The following is a 25,464-nucleotide window of genomic DNA, read 5'->3' on the forward strand; positions in this document are numbered from 1 at the left end:
GGCCAAAACAAGAAGCCGGAACAGCAAGCAAGCAAAACAAGCAAGAACAACAAAACAGTCGGGATCGGGCGATGGCGAAATCTCTGGGGCCAGTTAAGCGTAAATTCTCACCTTGGACCGATCCGGACGCGGTCCCCTTCATCCGTTTTGAAAATGTCACGAAGCGCTTCGGTGATTTCGTTGCGGTCGACAATCTGACGCTCGATATCTACGAGCGCGAATTCTTCTCGCTGCTGGGACCGTCGGGATGTGGCAAGACCACGCTGATGCGCATGCTGGCAGGTTTCGAACAGCCGACATCGGGCCGCATCCTGCTGCAGGGCAAGGACCTGTCCGGCACGCCGCCCTACAAGCGCCCGACCAATATGATGTTCCAGTCCTACGCGCTTTTCCCCCATATGACGGTCGAAAAGAACATTGCCTTCGGCCTCGAGCAGGACAACCTGGCCAGGGGCGAGATCGACGCCCGCGTTGCCGAAATGCTGAAACTCGTCAAGCTCGACCAGTTTGCCAAGCGCAAGCCGAACCAGTTGTCCGGCGGCCAGCGCCAGCGTGTGGCGCTCGCCCGTTCTCTCGCCAAGCGGCCGAAGGTGCTGCTGCTCGACGAGCCGCTCGGCGCGCTCGACCGCAAGCTGCGTGAGGAAACCCAGTTCGAGCTGATGGATATCCAGACCAAGCTTGGCCTGACCTTTCTGATCGTCACCCATGACCAGGAAGAGGCGATGACGGTATCCGACCGTATTGCCGTCATGGACAAGGGCATCCTTGTTCAGGTCGCGACGCCGGCCGAGATTTATGAGGCGCCCAACTGCCGCTATGTTGCGGACTTCATCGGTGACATCAACATCCTCGAAGGCAAACTTCTCAGCCGCGATGATGCGGCGGGCAGGGACACCGTCAAGGTCGATTGCGAGGGCATCAGTGTGGCCGTCGAGCAAAGCTGCGCAGCGACGCCCGGCGATGCTGTCGCCTTTGCCATCCGCCCCGAAAAGGTGCGCATCTCGCTCGATCAGCCGGTCGATATCTCGACCAATGCCCTGCATGGCGAAGTCTGGGACATCGGCTATCTCGGCGATTTCTCCGTCTTCATCGTCAAGCTGGATGATGGCCGCATGTTCCGTGCAGCCCAGGCCAATGTCGCCCGTCTGGTCGACCGGCCGATCACCTTCGGCGACATGGTGTGGCTGTCCTGGTCGGCGGATGCCGGTCTTGTCCTGACCCGCTGAGGAGGCGAAAATGGCCGAACCAGTCACAACAAACAAACCCGACCCGGCCCGATGGCTGGTGGTGCTGATCCCGTATCTGTGGATGGTGCTGTTCTTCGTCGCGCCCTTCCTGATCATCGTGAAGATCTCGCTGTCGGACACGGCGATCGCCATGCCGCCCTACACTCCGGTGTTCGAGGGTTTCGCCACGATCCGGGACTATCTCTCGCAGCTGGATTTCGAGAACTATTTCTTCCTGCTCGAAGATCCGCTCTACATGAACGCCTACCTGTCTTCGCTGCGGATCGCGAGCATCTCGACGCTTCTGCTGCTGCTGATCGGCTATCCGATGGCGCTGGCCATGGCGCGCGCCTCCGTCACCATCCGACCGACTTTGCTGATGCTGGTCATCCTGCCATTCTGGACGTCGTTCCTGATCCGCGTCTATGCCTGGATCGGCATCCTGAAGCCCGAGGGCCTGCTGACCATCGTCCTGCATTGGCTGGGTCTGATGGACCCGAACGATCAGGTGCAGATCTTCCGCACCGAGACGGCCGTGTTCATCGGCATCGTCTATTCCTATCTGCCCTTCATGGTCCTGCCGCTCTACTCGGCGCTGGAGAAGCTCGACGGAACGCTGCTCGAGGCCGCAAGCGATCTCGGTTGCCCGCCGTGGAAGGCCTTCTGGAAGATCACTTTCCCGCTGTCCATCCCGGGCGTGATTGCCGGTTCGATGATCTGCTTCATCCCGATCACCGGCGAATTCGTCATCCCGGATCTCTTGGGCGGCGCCGAAACGCTGATGATCGGCAAGACGCTGTGGACGGAATTCTTCGGCAACCGCGATTGGCCGCTGGCCTCTGCTGTCGCCGTTCTGCTGCTGCTGATGCTGGTCGTGCCGATTGCGATCTTCCAGAACCAGCAGCAGAAAGCGTGAGGGGAGGGTGCCACGATGAAATCCGGTAAGTTCGACGCAACCATCCTCTCCATCGGTTTTGCCTTTCTCTACATTCCGATCCTGATTCTGGTCATCTACTCGTTCAACGATTCCAAGCTCGTCACCGTCTGGGGCGGTTTCTCGCTGAAATGGTATCGCGAGATGTGGTCGAACGCGGGTCTGATGGATGCGGCCTGGGTGACGCTTCGGGTCGGTCTGCTCAGTGCCTCGCTCGGCACGGTGCTCGGAACGCTGACGGCACTGGCGCTTGTGCGCTATGGCCGCTTCCCCGGCCGCCTGCTGTTTTCCGGCATGGTCTATGCGCCGCTGGTCATGCCGGAAGTCATCACCGGCTTGTCGCTGCTACTGCTGTTCGTCGCCGTCGGCGTCGATCGCGGCCTGGTGACGGTGATCATCGCCCATACGACATTCACCATGTGCTACGTGGCGATCGTCGTGCAGTCGCGTCTTTTGACCTTCGACACCAGCCTGGAGGAGGCAGCCCAGGATCTCGGCTGCCCGCCGGTCAAGACCTTCTTCAAGATCACCCTTCCGCTGATCCTGCCGGCGGTGGTGTCCGGCTGGATGCTGGCCTTCACCCTGTCGCTGGATGATCTGGTGATCGCGAGCTTCACCACCGGGCCGGGTGCAACGACGCTGCCGATCAAAATCTATTCGCAGGTGCGCCTCGGCGTCACGCCGGAAATCAATGCCGTCTGCACCATTCTGATCGGCATCGTCACCATTGGCGTCATCATCGCGTCGCTGACCACCAAGCAGCGCGAACTGCAGCGCCAGCGCGACGAGCATGTCGCGGCACGGGCAACCTGATAGCCGCTGCGAATAATGCCGCCATGCCTAATCGCGTGGCGGCAAGAGAATGTAGGTGATCAGCCAGAGCGGCAGCACGATCATTGCGCCAAGCAACATGCGCGGGGCGGCCCAGCTGAACCCGGCGATCATCGCCGCGTAGATCTCGTCGGGCGTGACGCCGAAATAGTCGAGAACGGCTCTGGGCGAGAGCCCGAAAAACGATAGGAACGAGCCGGCAATCAGCGACGCCAGCGCGATCTTGATCAGTCCCGATAACAATCCCCGCAACGTCCGTTCCCCCAGACACGCTTGATTCGGTCTATCTTAGCGACTGCCGAAACAATAGGAAGCGGTGGGCCTGTTCGCTTACGGCGCGGGATTGGCGGGCAGACGTGGCGCGACGGATGGAGACGGGGCATTCGGCACCGGAGAGATCACCGGATCTGACCAGACACCGCCGATGAAGAACGACAGAGGGCCGTCCGCATTTGCACCACTTTCATCATTCGGGGTCAGCTCACCCCTTAGCGCCAGTGCCTGGCGGGTGAAGGGCGCAATCCCGCTCAGTGTCAACGTATCGCTGCTGCCGGAAATCTGGGCCTTTTCGATTTCGGCCGACCCATGATCGAAGCGCGCTGTGAGGTCGAACTGCTTGAAGGCGAAATCCTCATCGCCCGCAGCGCTGAGCTGAAAATAGGCGTGCCCCTTTGCCATGGCCCGAAGACCGTCAGCATCAAAATTGCGCAACACGCCGTCATCGGCGCGAAACCGCAGCGTACCCGACATGGTCTCAACACTTTGCCTGAGCCCGCCATCCGGTTCGCCGTTCGGCAGGCGTGCCACCAGATCGACCGAGGCCTGACCCGCCGGCACGGTGCCGTCCAGTGCCAGTCCCTCCATCAGGCGTTCGACGTCGATATTCTCGAGAGACAGGCTGAGGTCCGCTTCCTGGCCAGCTGCGGAGTCCGGGCGGGAAAACCGGGCGCTCAGCGAACCTCCGAGAAATGCCGCATCGCCGATCACCAGCTTCAGGCTGTCACCCTTGCCGATCAGGCTGGCGCCAAGACCGGTGAGTTCGAACGGTGCCAGTGTCGCGGTGCGTGCCGATACAGTCACATCGAAATCGATCCAGTCGACAAAACCTGGCAACCGGGCTTCCGCCTTGTCGTCTACTTCGATTTCGAGACCGCGCAGCAATCCGGCAAGGTCGAGCCGGTCAAGCGCAAGCGTGCCGTTGACAGTTGGACGCGCCTGGTCTGGCTGCGTCAGCGCGAGGAAACCGTCACCGCTATTGCCGTTGATCTGGAAGGACAGGTCTTCAAATCGCAGTTCATTGTCGGCCGTCACGAGATTTGTCTTCAGTGAGGCGGTTTGCCATTCCTCGCTGCCGGCAAGACGAAGGCCGCTGAAAGCGGCAAATGCCGGGAAATCCGCCGCATTGAACTCGAGACTGCCGTCGCCGAGCCGAGCCTTCATCAGGTTCGCCTTGCCCTGGAAGCGGCCGCTGAGACCTTTGACATCAACCCCGAGAACCACATCCGCCACATCGCCGCCGATCAGCATCAGGGGCGAATCTGTCTGGATCTGCAAGGTGACTGGACGGCCCTCGAAGCTCAACGATGCCTTGGCATCGAAAGCACTGGACAATCTTGGCCAGTCGATATCCGCCTGGAGGCCCTGGACGACGAATTCCCGCCCTGATGCCTCGTCGACCAGCGTGACCTCGCCATCGACCACCTGCACGCTGTCGACCGCGGCATCTAGGCTGGGATCGATTGCCTGCTGTCCGGCATCGTTGCGGTGCGCGTCGCGTACGGCCGCCGTCAGCCTGCCTTCGTTGCTCCAGTCGAGCTTGCCGTCCTTGTCGCGCTCGATCCTGATCCTTGGATGGACAAATCGAAATTCTGAAAATTGTGGTTGTCCACGAATGGCGCTGTAGAAGCCGAACGAGGCCGACAGTGCATCGATTTCTGCCAGCAACTGGTCGCTGCCGCCTTCGCGCTTGTGTACGCTGACTTCGGTCAGCGTCACCCGAGGTTCCGGCCAGAAGCTGATCACGGGCGGCCCGTTGATCGTCACATCATGCCCTGTCCATTCGCTGACTGCCGATCCGATCGCCGAGCGCACCAGGCTACTGGAGATCAGGTGGGGCGCCGCGATCCGAAGCAGCACGGAAGCCAGGATCACGCTGGCGGAAACCACAATGACGAGCCGCAGCAACCGGCGCCGGCGCCGACCGGGCTCTTTCCTGCTGTGCAGTTTTTTGCTCATCCGGATTTCGGACATTCAAGATCCTTGAGGCGGTGGCGCGTCCAGCCGTGATTGCCTAGTCTCGCCCGATACAGGAATTGGCGGAGCCGTGCAAACAGCAGGGCTGGCCATCCTTTATATTGCGATGCGGTATGATATACACATCGACCATGTGAGGAGGATTGCATGACAGATACTATGCCCCTTTGGACGCCGTCGGAAGCCTTCAAGGCATCGGCTCCCATGACGGATTTCATCACCTGGTGCGGCACGCGCCGCGACAAGCCGTTTGATGACTATGATGCATTCTACAACTGGTCGATCAGCGAGCGTGGTCCGTTCTGGTCGGCACTCTGGGACTATTGCGACGTCAAGGGCGACAAGGGCAGCATCGATCTGGTCGATGGCGATGTCATGCTCAAGGCACGGTTCTTTCCCGAAGCCCGTCTGAACTTTGCCGAAAACCTGCTGGCAAGGGCCGGCGATGGCGATGCCCTGATCTTCCGGGGGGAAGACAAGGTTTCACAGCGCTGGAGCTGGCAGCGACTGACCGCGACGGTGTCACGCCTGCAGCAGGCCTTGCGCGACCTCGGCATTTCCGAAGGTGACCGCGTGGCGGCCATGATGCCGAACATGCCGGAGACGATTGCGCTGATGCTGGCCGCGGCCTCGATCGGGGCGATCTGGTCGTCCTGCTCGCCGGATTTCGGCGAACTGGGCGTGCTCGACCGTTTCGGCCAGATCGAGCCGAAGCTGTTCCTCGCCTGTGACGGCTACTGGTACAATGGCAAGCGCCAGGACGTGGCCGACAAGGTTAAGGCCGTGTCGGAAAAGCTGGCCGTGCCGGTCCTGATTGTGCCTTATGCCGGTGATGCACCGGCGCTGGCCGCATCCCTTGCCGACGGTCGCACATTCGATCAGTTCATCGCGCCCTATGCGGTGAAGGACATCGACTATGTTCGTCTGCCGTTTGCGCATCCGCTCTACATCCTGTTTTCCTCGGGAACCACGGGCGTGCCCAAATGCATCGTGCATTCCGCCGGCGGCACGCTGCTGCAGCACCTGAAGGAGCAGCGCTTCCATTGCGGACTTTCTGCAGGCGACAGGCTGTTTTATTTCACCACCTGCGGCTGGATGATGTGGAACTGGCTGGTTTCGGGCCTGGCCTGCGGCGCAACGCTCTGCCTCTACGACGGTTCGCCCTTCCATCCGGACGGCAATGTCCTGTTCGACTATGCCGCCGAGGAGAAGTTCGCCATCTTCGGCACGTCGGCGAAATATATCGACGCTGTTCGCAAGGGCGGTTTCACCCCGAAGACGACCCACGATCTGTCCAGCCTGCGCCTGATGACATCGACCGGCTCGCCGCTGTCGCCGGAGGGTTTTTCCTTCGTCTACGAGGGCATTCGCGACGATGTGCAGCTTGCCTCGATCTCCGGCGGCACCGATATCGTTTCCTGCTTCGTGCTCGGCAATCCGCTGAAAGCGGTCTGGCGTGGCGAAATCCAGGGACCCGGCCTCGGCCTCGCCGTTGACGTCTGGGATGACGAGGGCAAACCCGTGCGCGGCGAAAAGGGCGAACTGGTCTGCACAAAGGCCTTTCCCTCGATGCCGGTGATGTTCTGGAACGATCCGGACGGCGCCAAGTATCATGCGGCCTATTTCGACCGCTTCGACAATATCTGGTGCCATGGCGACTTCGCCGAATGGACCGAGCATGGCGGGCTGGTCATTCACGGTCGCTCCGATGCGACGCTCAATCCGGGCGGCGTGCGCATTGGTACGGCTGAGATCTATAATCAGGTCGAGCAGCTGGATGAAGTCGCCGAGGCGATCTGCATCGGTCAGGACTGGGACGACGACGTGCGCGTCATCCTCTTCGTCCGGCTGGCGGCCGGGCTCCGTCTTGACGAAGCGCTGGACAAGAAGATCAAGACCAAGATCCGCACCGGCGCATCACCGCGCCATGTCCCGGCAAAGATCATCCAGGTGGCCGATATCCCGCGGACCAAGTCAGGCAAGATCGTCGAACTTGCCGTGCGCGAAGTTGTGCACAACCGGCCGGTGAAGAACAAGGAGGCGCTGGCCAACCCTGAGGCCCTGGATCTCTTTGCCAACCTGCCGGACCTGAAAACCTGACACATCTGATCCGGATCGGAGCATCTGGCTGGGGTGCACCCCCTATTTCTGGGGTAGTGGCGGGGTGCCGCCCGTTAGGGATCTGTTAAGAGGCAGTCGGCATAGATGAGGGCAACTTGGAGACGCACGATGACTGTGCGGTGTGACCCTGACCGGGGTCTGAAAACATGATGTTGATAGCCTTCTATCTCCGGTTCAACAGCATCAATTTTTTGGGCGGCATTGGCCGCCCTTTTTTTATGTCCGGACGAGGGAAGCCTGACCGTCAGTTGCGCGCGTCGAGCGAGCGCGAGACCAGGATCACCGGGATCAGACCTGCCAGGATGATGATCAGGGCGGCAACGGAACTGTCCTGCGCCATGCCGCGCGAGGCATCCTCGTAGACGAGGGTCGCCAGCGTGTTGAAGTTGAACGGTCGGAGCAGGATCGTCGCCGACAATTCCTTCAGGGTTTCGATGAAAACCAGCAGCGCAGCGGTAAGGACCGCGGGCCTCAGGTTGGGCAGTAGCACTTCGCGCAAGGTTTGCAGTCCGGAGCGGCCGAGCGTGCGCGACGCCATGTCGAGATGCGGCGAGAGCTTCTGGAAACCGGCGTCTATGGTGCCTTCCGCCATGGTCAGGAACCGCACGGTATAGGCATAGACGATGGCAAAACCGGTGCCGGACAACAGGAGCCCGGTCGAGATGCCAAGATGCGCGCGCAGGAAGCCGTCGATCGCATTGTCGAACGCAGCAAGCGGGATCAGCACCCCGATGCCGAGCACGGTGCCGGGGATGCCATAGCCGAGCGAGGCAAGCCGGCTGGCGCCGGTCGCAAGCCGCGAGCGGTCGCTGCGGGCCGCGTAGGACAAGACGAAGGCCAGGATCACCGTTAGGAGGGCGGCAGACGAGGAGACCAGCGCGGAGTTCCACAGCGCCTTGATCAACCGCGGCTCGAGGAAGCCGTCGAGGCGGCGCAGCGCAAAGCCGCCCATGACGACAACGGGGATGACGAAACCGACCAGGATGGGGATGATGCAAAACAGCGCGGCCAAAAAGCCTCGCGCGCCGAAAAGCCGCAGCCGCACCGCATCGGCAACGACGGACGTGGTCTTGTGGCTGGCAAAACGCTGGCGTTTGCGCGCATGACGCTCGACCAGCAGCAGCAGCACCACGAAGATCAGCATGACGCAGGCGATCTGCGCCGCACCCGCCAGGCTGCCGCGGTTGAGCCAGGTATCGAAGATCGAAAACGTCAGCGTCTGCACGCCGAGATATTCCACAGCCCCGATATCGTTCAGCGTTTCCATCATCACCAAAGTCAGGCCGATCATGATCGCCGGCCGTGCCATCGGGATCTGGACCTTGGCAAACACCCGCAATGGCCCGGCGCCCAGCGTGCGGGCGACGTCGGCCGCGGCTCGCCCCTGCATCAGGAACATCGAGCGGCAGGCGAGATAGACGTACGGGTAGAGGACTGCCGACATGACGAGCACCGCGCCGCCCAGCGAGCGCACGTCGAAGAAACTGTAGTCCCGCGCGGTCCTGAAGCCGAAGATCGTGCGATAAAGCGTCTGCACCGGACCGGTAAAATCGAGGAATTCCCCGAAGGCATAGGCCGCCAGATAGGACGGGATGGCGAGCGGCAGCACCAGAGCCGGGGATAGCCAGCGGCGAAGAGGAAAGTCGCAAGCCGCCACCAGCCAGGCGGTCCCGATGCCGAAAAGTGCTGTCACTGCGCCGGTCAGGACCAGCAGCCAGAGGGTCTGGAGACCGGCGCGCGGCACGACGTTCATCAGCATATGCTGCCAGTTCTCGACGTCACCGGAAAAGCCGATGACGAAGATTGCGGCAATCGGCATGAACACGACGGCGGCAACGACCAGGGCCGCCTTGGTGGCGGCGCCGATCCTGCTGCGGGCGGGTTTCATCCGAGGGGTGGCGACCGGGCGCGCGTCAGAGGCCAATCTGTCTGTCCTTGCGAAAGCGAAACTGGGTTTTCTCTAGCCGAAAGGCCGCGCAAAGGAAACGGGCACCTCGGCGGCACGGCCCTCTTGCCCGGTCTTCAGTTTTTGGCCGAGGCCAGGCTTTCGCTGATTAGCCGAACACCAAGCGCACCCATGACGGCGCCGGCTGCACGGTCGATCCAGCGTTTGAAGCGCAGATACACGGCCTGTGAGCGCTTGGCGGAAAATGCCAGCGCGACGATAGCGTACCAGCCGGCTTCGACGAGGAAGATCGACGGTGGCAGGATCAGCAGCACGGCCGCAGGCGGGTTCGCCGGCATCAGGGCGGCAAAAATGCTGGCATAGACCACGGCGGTTTTCGGATTGCTGATCTGGGTTGCGAACGCGATTGCCAGGCATTGCCGGGCCGAGCGGCCGTCATAGGCGCCGGTTCCGACATCGGCGAGCGGCTGGCTGGCACCCTGCCAGATCCGGATCCCCAGATAGACGAGATAGACGCCACCGAGAACCTTGAGCGTCAGATAGAGCCAGGCCACCTGCTGCAGGAGTGCGGTCAGCCCCGCGAGTGCAAGCGCTGCAAAAAGCGCACCGCCCAGGCCCATGCCAATGGCGGCTGCCAGACCGTGCAGGCGAGAGCGCGCGACGGAGAGGCGTGACACGAGGATGAAACTCGGTCCGGGGCTCATCGCGCCGATCGCGATGGCACCGAGAATGCTGAACAGCGTGGCGGTCATGGTGAGGGTCATGGGCGCAGTCCTTCTGTCGGAGGAATTGCCCAGGCGCGCGGCGGTCGGTTGATCCGCGCTCCCCGATGGGGCTCCATCTTGTTGCGCCAGTCACGCGGATTGCGAAGTATTTCCCCGATCTCGCCCGATTGCAAGATGCGCCCGTCTCAGTCGGCCAGCACCCGTGGCGATGGGAAGCTCACTTCGACCAGCGTGCCTTCGTTCGGCGCAGACGAGATGGCAAAGCTGGCGCGGTTGGCGTCGACCATGGCCTTTGTCAGCGGCAGGCCGAGGCCGGTGCCGTCGCCGCGGTTGCGCGGGCTGCCTGTCGAGACCTGGCGGAAGGGCTTCATCGCCTGTTCCAGTTCGGTCCGCGACATGCCGATGCCCGTGTCGCGGATCCTCAGCGCCACGCTGCCATTGGCTTCATATGCCGTCGAGACGATGATCTGGCCGCCGGACGGGGTAAACCGGATGGCATTGGCGAGGATGTTGAGCACGATCTGCTTGATCGACCGGCTGTCGGCGACGACGCTCGGCACGGCCTGTGAAAGCGCAGTGCGAATGATCACCCGCTGGCTGTTGGCCTGCGGTTGGATGATCGACACGGCGGCCTGCACGGTCTCGTTGAGGCCGACGGCGGCGAAATCGAGATCCATTTCGCCGGCTTCGATCTTGGAAATGTCGAGCAGGTCGTTGACGATGTCGAGCACATGGCGGCCGGACCGGACGATGTCATGGGCGTATTCGCCGTAACGCGGATGGCCGACCGGGCCGAAATGCTCATTGGCCATCATGTCGGCAAAACCGATGATCGCATTGAGCGGTGTGCGGATTTCGTGGCTGACCCGGGCGAGGAAGTCGGTCTTGTGGGCATTGGCGGTTTCGGCTGCACGCTTGGCATTGCGCAGCTCTTCTTCCGTGCGCTTCCACTGGGTGATGTCGCGGATGACCACGCAGAAACCGTTCGACGAGGTCAGCTTGCCGATCGTCATGAACAGCGGCAGGAAGCCGCCGGAGGCCTCGCGGCCGATCACTTCGCGACCGTCGTTCAACACGCTCGCCACGCCATGGCCGGCAAGGCCGCTCAGATAGTCGAGGATCGACTTCTGGCTTTCATGGGCAAACAGCATGACAAACGGTTTGCCGCGCGTTTCCAGGTCGTCGAAATTGAACAGGGCGCTGGCGGCCCGGTTCATCGAGCGGATATCGCCATCGGCATCGAGGATCACCACGCCATCGGTCGCGGTCTCGAGGATCGAGCGCATTTCCTCGACCTCGACCCGGAGGCGAGCAGCCTCTCCGGCCTGGGCCGCCGTCATTTCCGGCTGGGCAGGCGCCGGGCGGGCTGCTTCCGGCTGCACGATCAGCGCCAGCATCAGGGCGCTTGCATCATCGAACCGTACCGACTGCAGCCGCGCGGTGACCGGCACCAGCGTGTCGTCGGCCCGCACAGCCACGACCCGGCCAGCCTGGTCACCGCTGGCGTCGAGATCCTGGCGCTGGATCAGCGCGTCGAGGCCACCGGATTGTTCGAGTTCGTCCAGCGAGGCATAGCCGGTCAGCGAGAAGAATTCCGGATTGGCATGGATCAGCCTGTCGCCGACATGCACAAGCAGCGCCACCGGCATCAGGTCGACGATCTCGGCCGTCAGGCTTTTTTCACGTTTCAGCGGCAGGCCTTCAAGCAGTGGTGCTGCCGGCTGCGCGCGCTCTTCACGCGGCGCATCGGATTGGTCTGCCGGTGTCGAAGATGGTGTTGTTGTTACTGTTCTCGACGGCATTTCTGCGGTGGCCGCTGCCGGGACTTCGGCAGCATCGGGCTCCGGTGCGGTGCCGCTCGTCTTTGCCTGCAGGCTTTCACTCAGCGATTCTTCGACCTTGGCACGCAGGCCCATCGGATCGAGCTTGCGGCCGATCTCGCGGAATGCGGCCTGCTCGCCGGGGGAAAGGCCGTCACGGTTGCGCGTGCGGTGCTCTTCCAGTTGAACGATTTTCTCCGGTCTGGCGACGGGCCGAACCGGCTCCATGATGCGCAGCACCGGCGGCTCGACGGAGCGGAACGGAGCCGACGGGATCAGGCTGAGCGGCTTTGTCAGGTCCTCGACATCGACATCGGTCTCAGGCTCAATCGCCTCGTGTGCCGTGTCTCCCGCTGGAAGATCATCCGCATTCTGATCGTCGGGCGTGTCGCCATCGATCTCACCGGCTTTCGCCAGTTCCTCGACCGCGTCGTCCGCCGCCTCGGCTTCCACGAATTCTGCTGGGGCCTCATCGAGCGCTTCGGCCTGCGTTTCGAGAAATTCCGGCGTTTCGTCGGCGAACCGGTAGGCGCGGAACTCGTCCTCGTCTTCCTCTTCCTCAACGGTCGTTTCAGGGGCAGCGCTCGCAAACACCGCCGGTGCATCCGCAACGACTGCGGCCTCGGGTACTTGCGGCACGAAGGTCAGGCCGGTGGCATTCGGATCTTCGACAGCATCGCCGACCCGCACGATGCCAAAGCCGCGGAAGCCGTCGAAATCGCGGTTGCGCGTATAGGTCGGCAGGGCGGCCAGATCGACGGGTACCATCAGGCTGGTACCTTCGGCTGGCCAGTAGATCGTCTTGCCGGACCAGGTGTCGCGTTTCTTCAGCAGTTCGCCGATCTTGCCGTCGGGATCGAGATTGAACAGGGCGGCGAGATCGGAAAAGGCAACGCCGTTGATATCGGCCGCATGTGGACCGACGGCCTCGGCAAATTCGCCGGAGACCTCGCTGAAACGGCCCTCCGCATCGATCTTCCAGACAAAGCGCGCGGCGCGGCGCTCTCGCGAGAAAACGAAGGGATCGTCCTGCGACGCAAGCGTGTCTTCGGTCGCGACGCCGGCTTGAGGCTCGGTCTTGTCGACAAGCGGCGGTTCGGCCGCAATCGGCTCGCCCGGCAGATCCGCCGGTGACGGCACGAAGACTTTATCATTCGACGCAAGTGCCCCGGAATGCTCGGCCGTTTCCACGGCTTCCGCAAAGGCGGCCTCCTCGCGCGACGCGTCGTCCGCCGCGATCTCCGTCGCCAGGTCGACCGGCGGCGCGTCTGCCGGGTCGACTTCGGTGCGCACTTCGGTGTCGCTTCCCCCGTCGCTTGCCGTCTCGCTTGCCATGTCGGCAGCCTCGTCGCCGGTCAGCGGCTCTGCCTGATCCTCAGCAACACCCTCGCCAAGATCGTCCACGACGGCCTCGGCCTGCGCATAACCTTCTGCCTCGATCTCCTCGGCAGGCATGTCGGATGCCGCATCGCCAATAACTTCGCCAACACCATCATCAGCGGTCGTCGCTTCCGCCGGCGCCGCATCGTCGCCCGACAGTTCATCGCCATAGCTCTCGACCGAGCCGAGCGCGTCGGCTGCAATATCCTCGGCCGAGACCTCGATTTCCTCGATCGTGCCGATCGCGGCAATCACACTGTCGAAGGGTGCCGAGGCAAAGCCGCCGGTGTCGGTGGCCGCAGGCAGCGCCTCGATGGCCTCGGCGCGGGCGGTCTCTTCGCCCTTGTCCGTGGCAAGGTCTTCCGCTGGCATTTCTGCATCCACCAACGGGGTCGCCTCAACCGGTTCGAATACCTCTGTGCCGGCCATCTCGTCTTCGGCCACGTTGTCGCTGGCCACGTCGTCGCTGGCCATGTCCTCGCTGGCCATGTCTTCGACAATCGCCACAGTCGCTGGCGCGACGGGTTCGTCGATGGCTGGCTCTTCCACAGGAGCGACCGCGACAACCGGCTGCGCCGGGGCGGGCTCGGAAGCGGTAAGATGCTCCACCACCGTCTCTTCGACGACGGCAGCCTGCGTCACTGCAGCCTGCACCACCTCTGCCTGCACCACCTCTGCCGGCGCAGCAGGTTCGGCAAAGTCGGCGCTCGGATCCATCTGGCCGAGAATGGTCTCGACGGCAAACAGCAGATGCAGCGCCGGCTCGTCCGAGATCTTGCCGATCGCCGCCGGCAGATAGCCACGCCCGGTCGGGATCGGCCGCTTGACCAGCCGGTCGCTTTCGCCCGATGTCAGCTTGACCAAAGTCCGGGCGGTATGCGGGGTAATGCCGAGGGCGGCGAACTGGCCGGACGAGGCGACCACCTGGCCGTCGCCGTCAAACACCGCCATATGCGTATCGGGATCGTCGAAGCCGGCCATCAGCTCCTGCGCCAGATCCACGAGGCTGGCCGGCTTGCCGATTGGCGGGATCGCCACGAGCACGACTGGCTCGCCGCGCCGGATCTCGACGAGTTCGGCCACGGCCGTCACCGGCACTTTCTGGAAGCCGGAGGTGATGCGCAGCATCAGGCTGCGGCTGTCGCCGGTCTTGACCAGTTGCCGCGCCGCCGCCTCGATCTGGCGAAACGTCACGTCGCTGCGGTTCGGCCCTTCCTCGAGAAAATCATAGATCGAGGCGCTGCCGAAGAAGCGCGCGCCGGCGCCATTGGTCCACAATACCCGCTCCAGCTTCGGCGAAAACACCATCAGCGCTTCGCCGCGCGAAAGCCGCGGGCGGATCTTGTCGTTTACGGCGACATCGATGAATGGGTATTGGGCTGGCATCAGCGGACCTGTCGTTTCCATTGCCTTCAGGCACAAATTAACAGATTTTTAATAGCTAGCGAGGCCCCCGGGGTCCAGCAATGCGGTTTTGTTTCGGAAGGTAAGGTTAATCCGCAAGCATGTTCGAGCCGAAAATTTCATATTGCACTGCACAAAAATATTGCAATGCACCATCGTCGATGCTATATCAGCAATATCAGTGCAAAAGAGGGGTCCGCAAAAACCCCACCAGATGAGGAAATGCGATTATGACCAAGGATGTATTCTCTTTCACCGCCTTCGATCCGTCCAAGATGCAGGAAAGCCTCCGCGACTTCGCCGAAAAGGGCGCAGCCCAGTCGAAGGACGCCTACGCCAAGCTGAAGACCGCGACCGAAGAAGCCACCAAGACGGTTGAAGCCACCGTGCAGACCGCCCAGGCCGGCACTGTCGAAATCGGCCTCAAGGCCATCGACGCGCTGCGCACCAATGCCGAAATGTCGCTCTCGCACATGGAAGCGCTGCTCGGCGTCAAGTCGGTTGCCGAACTCGTCGAACTGCAGACCTCCTTCATCCGCAAGCAGGCTGAAGTGACGGTCGAACAGGCCAAGTCGATCCAGGAAACTGCCAAGAAGGTCGCCGAAACCGTGACCAAGCCTGGCAAGGAAGCCGCTGAAAAGGTCATGTCGACCTTCAAGGTCGCCTGATCCACGCATAAGGCGCGATAATCGCCTGAAATAATTCTGAAGGGTCGGGCTTATGCCCGGCCCTTTTCACATCCCCCAGCCTTTTTAGCATACCCAGTCCTTTTCACAGACAATGCAGAAAAGGCTTGAAAAAGATTCCGTCTGCTCGTATGTGACCCCTCGACGGCGTCAGCGACGCGGTCATGTGCGGTTGTAGCTCAGTTGGTTAGAGCGCAGGTTTGTGGCACCTGAGGTCGGAGGTTCAATTCCCCCCAACCGTACCATTTTTCCCCGTTATTCATATGGTGTCAGCGGTTATGACGTTGAAGCTTGCGGCGCGAAATCGAAATTTACGGATTGCTCACTGCCTTTGAAAGCCCTGATGTCTCGCGTTGGTCTCCATAGTAAACCTAGGCGGATGATTGAATCCGTGCGACCTGCGGCACCAATTCGTAGATAATTTTCAGATCGACTTCAGAAAGGCCCACTGTGAGGTACGAGGAAAAGATACTTCGCGCACTAGTGGGGTGAGAGTCGCGAAGCTTCACAGTGAGCGTTTTGGTGTTTAGCTGGGAAAACATCCCGACGTGGCCGAAATAATTCGGGTGGCAGCGTTCCGAGAGACGGTGGTAGTGATCTGCAACACCTTTCAATCTGTGATCCAGTCTTGTGATCTCTGTTAGAATATTGGTGCTTTGAAGTTCGGGGCTGTCAGCCAAAATATCCTTATCTCGTGTCGAAAATGTCATCTTGTCGCAGGTCGCATTTAGAGATGACACGTCCTTATTCGCTACCATTTTTTCTGTTTGGTGTCGCAGTGTCGAAATGACGGCTTCTGTTTCAATTAGCGCGCGTCCGCTTAGGATCGCCCCCAGGTCGTTGCTTCCATTCCAGCAAATACACAGCGCATCGGCTAACTGAACCACCCGGTGCTGTAGTGACTGAGAAAGTCGAAATAGCTTCCAGGCGAGCTTCGACTGGGCGAAAATTCCCGAGACATTAATTTCGATTGCCCGTTCATCTGCTAGTCTCTGTAAAGCTGAATTGGTGGTCGCGACCTGTTCTTTGTCGTCCGCCTCAAGACGGCGATCCCATACGAGGCTCACAGGATCTCGCAGCGCTACCAAGTTAACCGTCCTTTCAACGCCAACCCCATCCCCGCTATCAGCCAGCCAACCACCCCAGTATCTGAAAATCGCATCCTACAATCTACGGAGCATTAGCCGCATCATGACGATCTCTCAGGGGTTGTCTACGTCAGCAAGCTGAACCGCATCGAGTTTGCCGGAGTCCATATTTCCTAATACCACCACCAACGAAAAACCCCGCCATGTTTCCATGACGGGGTCCCAAAACCTCACACATCCGCCAGCCGCTTACGCAAGTGTGACGTCCTTCACCCAGCCATGGCTGTCGGCGACCGTGCCGCGCTGGATGCCGGTCAGCTGGTTGCGCAGCTTTTCGGTTTCCATGCCGGTGCCGGCATTGCCGATGACAAATTCGCCGCCGGCATGGCGGACCGTGCCGATGGCGGCGACCACGGCGGCCGTGCCGCAGGCGAATGCTTCGCGCAGCTTGCCGCTGGTCGCGTCATTCTGCCATTCCTCGAACGAATAGGGGCGCTCGACGACATTGAGGCCGTTTTCGGTCGCCAGCTTGATGATCGAGGCGCGGGTGATGCCGGGCAGGATCGTGCCTGCGAGCGGCGGGGTGACCACGCTGCCGTCATTCATCACGAAGAACACGTTCATGCCGCCCAGTTCTTCCACCCAGCGATGCTCGGCGGCATCGAGGAAGACCACCTGGTCGCAGCCGCGCTTGGTGGCTTCGGCCTGGGCCAGCAGGCTGCCGGCATAGTTGCCGCCGCATTTGGCAGCCCCGGTGCCGCCGGGACCTGCGCGGGTAAAGTCTTCCGAGACCCACAGCGTCACCGGCTTGCCGCCGCCCTTGAAATAGGGGCCGACCGGCGAGGCGATGACGCAGAAGATATACTGGCGCGACGGGCGCACGCCGAGGAAGGTCTCGCTGGCAAACATGAACGGGCGCAGATAAAGGCTGCCTTCGCCCTCCGGCACCCATTTGGCGTCGATCTTCACCAGCTCTTCGACGGCCTTGAGGAACAGTTCCTCCGGTACATCAGGCATCGCCATGCGCGCGGCCGACTTGTTGAAGCGGCGGGCGTTTTCTTCCGGGCGAAACAGGGTGATGCGGCCGTCGGGCGTGCGATAGGCCTTCATGCCCTCGAAGATTTCCTGGGCATAGTGCAGAACGCTGGCCGCCGGGTCGATCTGGAAGGGCGCGCGCGCCTTGACCTCGGCCGAATGCCAGCCCTTGTCGATGTCCCACTGGATCACGGTCATATGGTCGGTAAACAGCGTGCCGAAGCCGAGATTTTCAAACGCCTTCAGCCGCTCGGCTTCCGCCATCGGATGGGCATTCGGCGTGATCGTGAAGTCGAGCAATGCGGTATCTGTGGTCATGGGGAGCCTGTGCTGGATAATTCGACAATGCCTTTGGCCATGCCCGCATGCTGCGACATGATCCGGAAGCCGTGGTTTGTGCGGTTCCGGGCGGTTTTGTCAACTGAAACCCGCAGGTGCAGCGCAGCAATTGCGCGCCGATGCCAGCGTGCGGATCATGCGACAAAGGCGGTTAGCAGAAACCAAAGCCCGCAGGCCGCAATCACCCCGCCAAGCCCGCGCACCAGCCGGCCGGCAAGCAGCGGCTTCAGGCCGTAGCCGATGCCGATGCCCAGCACATGGATGACACCGGTCGAGACGACGAAGCCGACGGTAAATGCCGCGGGATCGGTGGCGCGCGGCACCAGCACGCCATGCGGAATGCCGTGCAGGACGGCGAAGACCGAGACGAGCACAAGCGCTGCCCATTCCGGCGCCTTCCATTCGACGGCGATCACCCCGCCCAGCACCAGCACCGAGACCGCGATCCCGATCTGCACGATCTCGGTCGGCAAGAGGCCGAGCATGCCGAGCACGCCGCCGATGCACATGATCAGCGGAAAGGTCGCCGGTAGCGACCACACCGAACGGCCGCCCATCTGCGCGCCCCAGAGCCCGACGGCGAGCATGGCGAGGAAATGATCGGGACCGGCCAGCGGATGGCCGAAGCCGCTGCCGAAGCCACCGAGCGGCCCGTCCATCACATGCGCTTCGGCCACAGAGGGCAGGGCAAAAAGCAGAATTGCCGGCAGCAGGCCGGTCAGGACGGAGGGGCATGTCGTGTGTCGATGCGGGCGGTTCATGATTGTCTCCGGTCGAAGGCGGGTGGGCGCCTTTACGGTTTTTATCCGCCCCTTGCTCTACCGTCATCGGCGATTCGGTTATAGTGGTGACGAAGCCACGATGCGCTGCCGCCGCCGTCCCGATTTTGCCTCAAAGCTGCATTTGTGCTGTGATGGCACCAAGCGATCCGAAGCAAGGCCTGCAAATCGCGGCGCGGTTTTGTGTCCCGAATTGCGTAAAAACAAGAAGATAGATCACTGCAGGTAATTCTGGTTTCAACCGAAGCGCTTTAATCCACCGTCTTTCCACCGTTTGGAGACCGAATTGATGTCGAGCCAAGTTTCTCGCTCCCGCCTGTCCATCCTGGCCACAGCCGCCGTCCTTGTTGCCATGCCGGGTCTGGCAGAGGCACATATCCTGACCGGTGAGGCGGGCGGCTTCCTGCATGGTTTCGAACATCCGCTGTCGGGTCTCGATCATCTGCTCGCCATGTTCTGCGTCGGTCTCTGGGGCGCGCAGATGGGTGGCCGCTCGGTATGGTCGCTGCCGATCGCCTTTCCGCTGATCATGGTCGTTGGCGGCATCATGGGCATCGCTGGTCTGCCACTGCCGGGCGTCGAAAGCGGCATCGCGCTGTCGATCGTCGTTCTGGGCGCAGCCATCGCTCTGGTCTGGCGCCCGCCGGAAATTCTCGCCCTGCTGGTCATCGGTGTCTTTGCGGTCTTCCATGGTTATGCCCATGGTGCGGAATTGCCCAACGCTACCGATCCGGCCGATTATGCCATCGGCTTCGTCGTCGCCACCGGCCTGATCCATCTGGCCGGCATCGCCGTCGGTCTCGGTTTCCAGCGCCTGCGCGAAGGCAATCTGTCGCGCGCGCTCGGCGGGCTGATCGGCATTGGCGGCCTGTATTTCCTCGTCGCCTGATGCGGTTCGCCCGGATGTGAATGGCGCAAATGGGGCAGATTTTACAGATGGCGCAAAAATCGGGCTGGGTGCTGCTGGCTGTCGGCGGTGCCTGCCTGCTGGTGTCGCTGGCGCTCGATCTTGCCGCCGGCCGCAGCTGGCTTCTGGCCGGACTGTGCACGGCTGAACATCTGCTGCCGCTGCTCGGGCTCGGCCTGCTGATCGGCCAGCTGCCTCGCCGGACCAGATCGGCGGCTGTCCTGCTGCTGGTCGCCGGTGCCTTGTTCGGGCTGGTCTTTCGCGAACACGTCTATCTGTTGATTGCGCCGATCCCCGGGGCTGCAGCCAATCTGTTCCTGACCGGACCGCTGGCCTGCGTGCTGACCGGATTGGCATTGGTTCTGCCACGCCCGGCACGGCCGCATCTGGCTTTGCCGCTGATCCCTGTTGTGGCCGCCGCCATCGCGATCGCGACGCGACTTGGCGACCCGGTTCTCTCCGCGCCGCATTATCTGCCGGCAGCGCTCCTGGCGCAGCTCTGGTTCATCGCCGCCATCGCGTTTCCTGTTGCGCGGTTCGACCCGCCATGGCTGACAATCGGCAGTCGCATCGTCGCCAGCTGGATGATCGCCATCGGCCTGCTCTATGGCGGCGCCTATCTGGCTGCCAAGGACAAGAGCCTGACGCCGCCACCCTTTGCCGTGCTGCAAGGCGAGGGTGCTCTTGCCGGATTTGAGCCGGTTCTGCCGGCGCTCGACAAGGCGGGAGGCACCCCGTGATACGCAACATCAAAGGTAACGTGAAAGGCACTATGGGGCCTGGAATGAAACGTCCGGTGAAACATCGCGCTGTCGCGGGTTTGTTGTTCGCAACCGCGAGTGTTTTTTGCGCAGCACCGGCATTGGCCCATCCGGACATGGCGGTCACGGCGCGTGTGCTGTTCGACATCCGCGCCGGCCGGCTGACCGGCATCGCGCAATTGCTCGCCTTCGATGCGACGACCAGCGCAAGGCTTCTCTCCCGCGTCGATACCGATCGCGACGGCGCGCTGGATCCGCAGGTGGCGCAAGCGCTGGCCAACGAGATAACGACCAGCCTGGAGGCGCGTGGCTTCTTCACCGAAATACATCTCGCGGGCAGGCCCGTGGCGCTCGCCGCACCCATCGCCACTGATGCAAGGTTGGAGGGCGGGCATCTCGTGCTGAGCATGGCCTTTGCCATTCCCGGCACGGCGACGCTGCAGGATGGCGCGCGGCTGGAGCTGATGCTGCGCGACCGCGACCTGACGCTCGCCTTTCGCTTCGCGTCGGATCAGCCGCTGATTGTGCGCGGCGATCAAGGGCATTGCACCACGGCGATCGCGCCGAAGCCGGATGCGGCCTATTTCGGCGGCCTGGTCACGCCGGATGTGGCCGTTCTGATTTGCCGTTGAGATCTCAGCAGAAAATTGCCCGGTCCGCCTCGACTGCTTCCTGCAGGAACTGCACCACAGCGCGCACGCGCGCCAGGTCACGCGCGCTTTCGTGATAGGTGGTCCAGTAGGCGCGTTTCAGGCTGATCTCCGGCAGCACCCGGATGAGCGTGTCATGCTGGCGGGCGATATAGCTGTGCAGAATGCAGATCCCCGCACCGGCCAGCACCGCCTCGGTCTGGCCGATCGCTGACGAGATCTCGAAGCCGGCATTCCAGTCGCGCATCACTTCGCCGGTAAAGTTCAGCGATTGGGTAAAGATCAGGTCCTCGACATAGCCGATGCGCCGATGGTGTTTCAGGTCTTCGGTCGTCTGCGGCAGGCCGTGGACCGCCACATAGCTGCGGCTGGCATAAAGCCCCAGCGTATAATCGGTGAGATGCCCGGATACCAGCCGGCCCTGGTTCGGTCGCTCTAGAGTGACCGCAATGTCCGCCTCGCGCTGCGACAGCGAAAACGACCGCGGCACCGGCACCAGCTGGATCTTCAGTTCGGGATGCTGCTCGATCAGCTTGCCCAGTCGCGACGCCAGGAAAAACACGCCGAAACCGTCCGGCGCCCCGATCCGCACCGTGCCGGCGACACGGGCATCCGTGCGCCCAAGCCGCGCCTGCACCTCCAGCATCTCGGTTTCCATGCGCTCGGCGGAGGCGAGAAATGCCTCGCCCTCGGCGGTCATTTCGCAGCCATTGGTGCGGCGGATGAACAGCCGCGTCTTCAAGGCTTCCTCGAGCGACGTCAGCCGGCGCGACAGGGTCGCATGGTTCAGGCCAAGCCGGCGGGATGCCGCCAGGATCTGGCCGGTGCGCGCCACCGCGAGAAATATCCGCACATCATCCCAGTTCATCGCCTAGCCCATCTTGGTGCGCAGGAGCACCGGGTCAACCTCGACAAGGCGCAGCGCCTTGACCATTCCGGATGTCAGGCTCTTGTATTTGAGAAAATGCGGCGTTTGCAGATGTGCCTCGTAGTCCTTTTGACTGGCATAGACTTCGAGGATGCGGATCTGCGCCGGGTCATCCCTGAGAGCGACCGCATTCAGCATCAGCACGCCCGGTTCCATGGCTACGGAAGCCTCGATCTCCTCGGCAAGCAGCGGGCGATAGGCCTCCAGCTGGTCCGCTTCGATCTCCAGTTCGGCCATTCTGACGATTGGGGCAGGGTGCGCTTCGATCATGTCACGGTTCCGGCAATCAATGTGCTTGCGTCAATTTTTGCACAACAGACGCCAGTTTCATAGCGTCGACGTGTTGAATTTGAAGCGCCTGTCGCCGATCGGGGATGTCAAATTCTCCCCCATAGAATGCCGCTTGACGCTTCTGAACGTCATATCACCGCCCTGGACCCGACAAATCGGGGTCCAGCCCGAGAAGCGCCATACGGGTTTCGAAACCGTCGGCGATGTCCGACAGCCGGATGGTCGCAAAGCGCGAAAGCAGCAATTCTTCCGCCGCGCGCCTGGCATCCTCCAGCGCTTCGTTGACCGCGATCTCGACCAGACAACCGGCATGGTCGGAGGAGGAAACGAGACAGAACAGGTCCGGCCGCTCCAGCGCATCATAGACGTCGAGCAAGGTAATGTCGTTGAGTGCTCTGGTCAGCCGCCAGCCGCCGCCATGGCCCTTTTCCGACTGCACGTATCCGCGCTCGCGCAGGCCCGCCATCGTCCGGCGCACGACGACGGGATTGGTGTTGAGCATCTTGGCGATCATCTCCGATGTCATGCTGTCGGCATGGCGGTCGAGATGGATCAGCACATGCAGCATGCGCGACAGCCGTGTGTCACCTCGCATCGGTCTATCCTCCTGGGCCCTGGATGTATCAGTTAGCGCAAAGCACCTTATGCAACAAGCGGAGTTACATCACTTGACCGCAAGCACTTCCGTAACTTATGAAAGTACGTAACTTGAAAAGATACGTGAACAGGAGTTCAATCATGAAATTCGATGCTATTGTCGTCGGCGGAAGCTTTGCCGGCCTGTCCGCTGCCATGCAGCTCGTGCGCGCCCGAAAAAATGTGCTGATGGTCGACGCCGGTCGTCCGCGCAATCGCTTCGCCGCGACCGCGCATGGCTTTCTCGGCCAGGACAATCGCCGCCCGGCCGACATTCGCGCCGACGCACTGGCCCAGCTTGCCCGTTACCCGACATTCACCCTTTGGCAGGACGAGGCGCTGAAGGTCGAGCGCCGCATCGGCGGTTTCCGTCTCGTACTGGCCGAACATGAGGTCGCCGAAAGCACGGTCATGATCCTTGCGCTCGGCGTCGAGGACACGCTGCCGGCAATCCCGGGCCTTGCCGAACGCTGGGGCCGTACAGTCCTGCATTGCCCTTACTGCCATGGCTTCGAGATCGGTGGCGGCCCGATCGGCATCCTTGCCTCGTCGCCGCTTGCCGCGCACCAGGGCGGGCTTCTGCCGGACTGGGGCAAGACCACCATGTTTGTCGAGTCGGGCGTGACCTTTGATGAGGAGCACGTGGCGATGCTTCTGGCCCGCGGCGTTAAGATGGAAAACGAACGTGTCGTCGAACTGCTGGGCGAGGGGTATGGGCTCCGTGGTGTGCGCCTTGCTGACGGACGCATGGTCGAGGTCCATGCCCTGTTTGCCCAGTCAAGGGTTGCCATTGCCTCGCCACTTGCCGACCAGCTTGGGCTTGAGTTGGATGAAGGACCGCAGGGTTTCCACATCAAGGCCGAGATGGGCCGCACCAGCGTGCCCGGCGTCTTTGCCGCCGGTGATGCGGCGAGCCCGATGCACAACGCCACCCTTGCCAGCGCCGCCGGTGTCATGGCTGGCATATCGGCCCATCGGGCGCTGATCGAGGCGGCCTTGTGGGGGTGATAGGACAGGAGCTACGATTTACGCACAACGGGTGCGTAAATCATCGCGTTGATTTGTCAAAATCAAAGCGCATACTGCCTCCATAACAATCAGGAGGACACCCATGTATCAGGTAGGCCATTTCATCGGCGGCAAGCATGTCGCCGGCACCTCGGGCCGCAAGCAGCCGATCTACAATCCGGCAACCGGCGAAGTGCAAGGCGAAGTCTCGCTGGCCAGTGCCGAAGAACTGAACGCCGCTGTCGACAACGCCAAGGCCGCCCAGGTCAAGTGGGCAGCCACCAATCCGCAGCGCCGCGCCCGCGTGTTCATGAAGTTTGTGGCACTCCTCAACGACAACATGGACAGCCTCGCCGAGATCCTCTCGCGTGAACACGGCAAGACCATCGAAGACGCCAAGGGTGATATCATCCGCGGTCTCGAAGTCTGCGAATTCGTCATTGGCATCCCGCATCTGTCGAAGAGCGAATTCACCGAAGGCGCCGGCCCGAACATCGACATGTATTCCATTCGCCAGGCTGTCGGCATCGGCGCCGGCATCACGCCGTTCAACTTCCCGGCGATGATTCCGATGTGGATGTTTGCGCCCGCCATCGCCTGCGGCAACGCCTTCATCCTGAAGCCGTCCGAGCGTGATCCGTCCGTTCCGATCCGCCTCGCCGAACTGATGATCGAGGCAGGCCTTCCGGCCGGTATCCTCAACGTCGTCAACGGCGACAAGTCGGCTGTCGACGGCATCCTGACCCATCCGGATATCTCCGCCGTCTCCTTCGTCGGCTCGACCCCGATTGCCCGTTATGTCTATGGCACGGCCGCGATGAACGGCAAGCGCGCCCAGTGCTTCGGCGGCGCCAAGAACCACATGATCATCATGCCTGACGCCGATCTCGATCAGGCCGCCAACGCCCTGATGGGTGCCGGCTACGGCTCGGCCGGCGAACGTTGCATGGCGATCTCGGTCGCCGTCCCGGTCGGCGAGGACACCGCCAACCGCCTGATCGAAAAGCTGACCCCGATGGTCGAATCCTTGCGCATCGGCCCCTATACCGATGACAAGGCCGATCTTGGCCCGGTCATCACCAAGGAAGCCCGCGAGCGGATCCTTGGCCTGATCGACAGTGGCGTCGAGGCGGGCGCAAAGCTCGTCGTCGACGGCCGAGATTTCAAGCTGCAGGGTTATGAGAACGGCAATTTCGTCGGTGGCTGCCTGTTCGACAATGTCACCCCGGACATGGACATCTACAAGACCGAGATCTTCGGGCCGGTCCTCTCGGTCGTTCGCGCGAAAACCTATGAGGAAGCCCTCGACCTGCCGATGAAGCATGAATACGGCAACGGCGTCGCGATCTACACCCGCGACGGCGATGCAGCCCGTGACTTCGCTTCGCGCATCAACATCGGCATGGTCGGCATCAATGTGCCGATCCCGGTTCCGCTTGCCTATCACTCCTTCGGTGGCTGGAAGTCCTCGTCCTTCGGCGACCTCAACCAGCATGGCACGGATTCGATCAAGTTCTGGACCCGCACCAAGACGGTCACCTCGCGCTGGCCGTCCGGCATCAAGGATGGTGCCGAATTCGTCATGCCGACGATGAAGTAACTGCGGCGATCCAGCCAGGAACCTGAAAAGGGGCGGGGAGTATTCCTCGCCCCCTTTTCTTGTCGGCAATAGGAGACTGCATCACGCGGGCGGTGTCATCGCGCACTTGAGAATGTGTTGTCGCCGTGGTTTGAACGGCGGTGGGCGGGCCGGTCG

Annotated in this window: 21 protein-coding genes, 1 tRNA gene and 1 riboswitch; of the genes, 11 read left to right on the top strand and 11 right to left on the bottom strand. The window is 62.0% G+C overall.

Annotated features, from left to right (window positions below):
- The first annotated feature begins 71 nt into the window (after positions 1 to 71).
- The 3 genes from GVK95_RS03640 to GVK95_RS03650 are packed head-to-tail and all read left to right on the top strand — an operon-like array spanning position 72 to position 2,973.
- Complete coding sequence (locus GVK95_RS03640) at positions 72 to 1,226, top strand: ABC transporter ATP-binding protein (protein ID WP_159946630.1); 1,155 nt, start codon at positions 72 to 74, stop codon at positions 1,224 to 1,226.
- 10 nt (positions 1,227 to 1,236) lie between these two features.
- Positions 1,237 to 2,142 (top strand): ABC transporter permease subunit, encoded by a 906-nt coding sequence (locus GVK95_RS03645; RefSeq protein ID WP_159946632.1) that lies wholly within the window; start codon positions 1,237 to 1,239, stop codon positions 2,140 to 2,142.
- Positions 2,143 to 2,157: 15 nt separating this feature from the next.
- Positions 2,158 to 2,973 (top strand): ABC transporter permease, encoded by an 816-nt coding sequence (locus GVK95_RS03650; RefSeq protein ID WP_159946634.1) that lies wholly within the window; start codon positions 2,158 to 2,160, stop codon positions 2,971 to 2,973.
- A gap of 27 nt (positions 2,974 to 3,000) precedes the next feature.
- Here the strand turns inward: GVK95_RS03650 and GVK95_RS03655 are convergent, their stop codons facing one another.
- The gene (locus GVK95_RS03655; RefSeq protein WP_159946636.1) at positions 3,001 to 3,243 is read right to left on the bottom strand and encodes a DUF6460 domain-containing protein; all 243 of its coding nucleotides are present in this window, start codon (positions 3,241 to 3,243) and stop codon (positions 3,001 to 3,003) included.
- A 78-nt stretch (positions 3,244 to 3,321) separates the two neighbouring features.
- A complete protein-coding gene (locus GVK95_RS03660) occupies positions 3,322 to 5,226 on the bottom strand; it encodes an AsmA family protein (protein ID WP_159946638.1) in 1,905 nt (634 codons plus the stop codon).
- Between the two features lie 165 nt (positions 5,227 to 5,391).
- Here GVK95_RS03660 and GVK95_RS03665 point away from each other — a divergent pair, with 165 nt between their 5' ends.
- Positions 5,392 to 7,344, top strand: coding sequence for an acetoacetate--CoA ligase (locus GVK95_RS03665; RefSeq protein ID WP_159946640.1), 1,953 nt, complete (start codon positions 5,392 to 5,394; stop codon positions 7,342 to 7,344).
- A gap of 265 nt (positions 7,345 to 7,609) precedes the next feature.
- Here GVK95_RS03665 and GVK95_RS03670 read toward each other — a convergent pair whose 3' ends face one another.
- From GVK95_RS03670 to GVK95_RS03680, 3 genes are all read right to left on the bottom strand, one after another.
- Positions 7,610 to 9,253 (bottom strand): iron ABC transporter permease, encoded by a 1,644-nt coding sequence (locus GVK95_RS03670; RefSeq protein ID WP_244618660.1) that lies wholly within the window; start codon positions 9,251 to 9,253, stop codon positions 7,610 to 7,612.
- Positions 9,254 to 9,387: 134 nt separating this feature from the next.
- Complete coding sequence (locus GVK95_RS03675; RefSeq protein WP_159946644.1) at positions 9,388 to 10,035, bottom strand: LysE family translocator; 648 nt, start codon at positions 10,033 to 10,035, stop codon at positions 9,388 to 9,390.
- A gap of 20 nt (positions 10,036 to 10,055) precedes the next feature.
- Positions 10,056 to 10,139: riboswitch (ZMP/ZTP riboswitch) on the bottom strand.
- A gap of 42 nt (positions 10,140 to 10,181) precedes the next feature.
- Positions 10,182 to 14,582 (bottom strand): ATP-binding protein, encoded by a 4,401-nt coding sequence (locus tag GVK95_RS03680; RefSeq protein ID WP_244618631.1) that lies wholly within the window; start codon positions 14,580 to 14,582, stop codon positions 10,182 to 10,184.
- A gap of 248 nt (positions 14,583 to 14,830) precedes the next feature.
- On the opposite strand from GVK95_RS03680, the gene GVK95_RS03690 reads away from it, so the two are divergent.
- Both GVK95_RS03690 and GVK95_RS03695 read left to right on the top strand, forming a co-directional pair.
- The gene (locus GVK95_RS03690) at positions 14,831 to 15,268 is read left to right on the top strand and encodes a phasin (protein WP_159946646.1); all 438 of its coding nucleotides are present in this window, start codon (positions 14,831 to 14,833) and stop codon (positions 15,266 to 15,268) included.
- Between the two features lie 186 nt (positions 15,269 to 15,454).
- Positions 15,455 to 15,531 (top strand) — tRNA-His (locus tag GVK95_RS03695).
- A gap of 126 nt (positions 15,532 to 15,657) precedes the next feature.
- On the opposite strand, the gene GVK95_RS03700 is transcribed toward GVK95_RS03695, so the two are convergent.
- The 3 genes from GVK95_RS03700 to GVK95_RS03710 form a co-directional block, all read right to left on the bottom strand.
- Positions 15,658 to 16,374: a hypothetical protein gene (locus tag GVK95_RS03700; RefSeq protein WP_159946648.1), complete on the bottom strand. Its 717-nt coding sequence runs from the start codon at positions 16,372 to 16,374 to the stop codon at positions 15,658 to 15,660.
- A 249-nt stretch (positions 16,375 to 16,623) separates the two neighbouring features.
- Complete coding sequence (locus GVK95_RS03705) at positions 16,624 to 17,727, bottom strand: branched-chain amino acid aminotransferase (protein ID WP_159946650.1); 1,104 nt, start codon at positions 17,725 to 17,727, stop codon at positions 16,624 to 16,626.
- 155 nt (positions 17,728 to 17,882) lie between these two features.
- Complete coding sequence (locus GVK95_RS03710) at positions 17,883 to 18,509, bottom strand: HupE/UreJ family protein (protein ID WP_159946652.1); 627 nt, start codon at positions 18,507 to 18,509, stop codon at positions 17,883 to 17,885.
- A gap of 307 nt (positions 18,510 to 18,816) precedes the next feature.
- On the opposite strand from GVK95_RS03710, the gene GVK95_RS03715 reads away from it, so the two are divergent.
- From GVK95_RS03715 to GVK95_RS03725, 3 genes are read left to right on the top strand one after another with little or no spacing between them, the layout of a single operon-like run.
- The gene (locus GVK95_RS03715) at positions 18,817 to 19,416 is read left to right on the top strand and encodes a HupE/UreJ family protein (RefSeq protein ID WP_159946654.1); all 600 of its coding nucleotides are present in this window, start codon (positions 18,817 to 18,819) and stop codon (positions 19,414 to 19,416) included.
- A 47-nt stretch (positions 19,417 to 19,463) separates the two neighbouring features.
- The gene (locus GVK95_RS03720) at positions 19,464 to 20,174 is read left to right on the top strand and encodes a hypothetical protein (RefSeq protein ID WP_159946656.1); all 711 of its coding nucleotides are present in this window, start codon (positions 19,464 to 19,466) and stop codon (positions 20,172 to 20,174) included.
- A 44-nt stretch (positions 20,175 to 20,218) separates the two neighbouring features.
- Positions 20,219 to 20,827: a DUF1007 family protein gene (locus GVK95_RS03725; RefSeq protein ID WP_159946658.1), complete on the top strand. Its 609-nt coding sequence runs from the start codon at positions 20,219 to 20,221 to the stop codon at positions 20,825 to 20,827.
- A 4-nt stretch (positions 20,828 to 20,831) separates the two neighbouring features.
- Here GVK95_RS03725 and GVK95_RS03730 read toward each other — a convergent pair whose 3' ends face one another.
- From GVK95_RS03730 to GVK95_RS03740, 3 genes are all read right to left on the bottom strand, one after another.
- Positions 20,832 to 21,713 (bottom strand): LysR family transcriptional regulator, encoded by an 882-nt coding sequence (locus GVK95_RS03730; protein WP_159946660.1) that lies wholly within the window; start codon positions 21,711 to 21,713, stop codon positions 20,832 to 20,834.
- A gap of 3 nt (positions 21,714 to 21,716) precedes the next feature.
- The gene (locus GVK95_RS03735; RefSeq protein ID WP_159946662.1) at positions 21,717 to 22,043 is read right to left on the bottom strand and encodes an antibiotic biosynthesis monooxygenase; all 327 of its coding nucleotides are present in this window, start codon (positions 22,041 to 22,043) and stop codon (positions 21,717 to 21,719) included.
- Between the two features lie 154 nt (positions 22,044 to 22,197).
- Positions 22,198 to 22,659: an Rrf2 family transcriptional regulator gene (locus GVK95_RS03740; protein WP_159946664.1), complete on the bottom strand. Its 462-nt coding sequence runs from the start codon at positions 22,657 to 22,659 to the stop codon at positions 22,198 to 22,200.
- 143 nt (positions 22,660 to 22,802) lie between these two features.
- Here GVK95_RS03740 and GVK95_RS03745 point away from each other — a divergent pair, with 143 nt between their 5' ends.
- Together GVK95_RS03745 and GVK95_RS03750 are read left to right on the top strand one after the other, a co-directional pair.
- Complete coding sequence (locus tag GVK95_RS03745; RefSeq protein WP_159946666.1) at positions 22,803 to 23,708, top strand: NAD(P)/FAD-dependent oxidoreductase; 906 nt, start codon at positions 22,803 to 22,805, stop codon at positions 23,706 to 23,708.
- A 103-nt stretch (positions 23,709 to 23,811) separates the two neighbouring features.
- Complete coding sequence (locus GVK95_RS03750; RefSeq protein WP_159946668.1) at positions 23,812 to 25,308, top strand: CoA-acylating methylmalonate-semialdehyde dehydrogenase; 1,497 nt, start codon at positions 23,812 to 23,814, stop codon at positions 25,306 to 25,308.
- Positions 25,309 to 25,464: the final 156 nt, after the last annotated feature.

Origin of the sequence: Rhizobium sp. 18065 (assembly GCF_902706095.1) — a bacterium.
Taxonomy (GTDB): Bacteria; Pseudomonadota; Alphaproteobacteria; order Rhizobiales; family Rhizobiaceae; genus Allorhizobium.